This window comes from Novosphingobium sp. CCH12-A3 (genome assembly GCF_001556015.1).
GTDB classification, from domain to species: Bacteria; Pseudomonadota; Alphaproteobacteria; order Sphingomonadales; family Sphingomonadaceae; genus Novosphingobium; species Novosphingobium subterraneum.
In genome coordinates, this window is record NZ_LSIA01000239.1 from 1 (window position 1) to 499 (window position 499).

The following is a 499-nucleotide window of genomic DNA, read 5'->3' on the forward strand; positions in this document are numbered from 1 at the left end:
TGAAATTGCTGTCCGTCGCTCGACGAAGTGGTGCCGTCTCCCCACAGCGCGGCGAGCGGCATGGCGCGATGGGCGTCGATCAGCCTTCCCAACGCTTCGCCATAGGCGGCTTCGCTGATGTGCCAGTCGTGAAGATGGGCGAGCTGACGCAGACTTGCGCCCCGGCAGGTTTCCGCCATGCGTGTGAGGCCGAGATTGATGCCATCGGCGAGGATGACCGTGAGCAGCGCATTGCGATCGTCGGCTTCCCGGCCCGAACGCCGGTGGATGAAGCATTCGCTGAACCCGGTCCAGGCATCGACCTCCAGCAGAAGATCGGTGATCTTCACGCGCGGCAGTCGATCATAGGCGGCGCGACGGGCAATCTCGGTGGCGGGCGGTGTTGCCGCCTTCAGCGGCGAGATGATGAGACCGTTTTCGTCAAGCTTAACCTGGGGCAGCTCCCCTTGCCGTGCAAGGACCGTTACCTGCTCGATCGCCGTGTCGAGCCTGGTGCGCC

General features: G+C 64.3%; 1 protein-coding gene. It reads right to left on the reverse strand.

Features of this window, described 5'->3' with window-relative positions; translation table 11 throughout:
- On the reverse strand, positions 1–499 hold a 499-nt coding region (locus AX703_RS19625; protein WP_156452137.1), incomplete at both ends, for a Tn3 family transposase.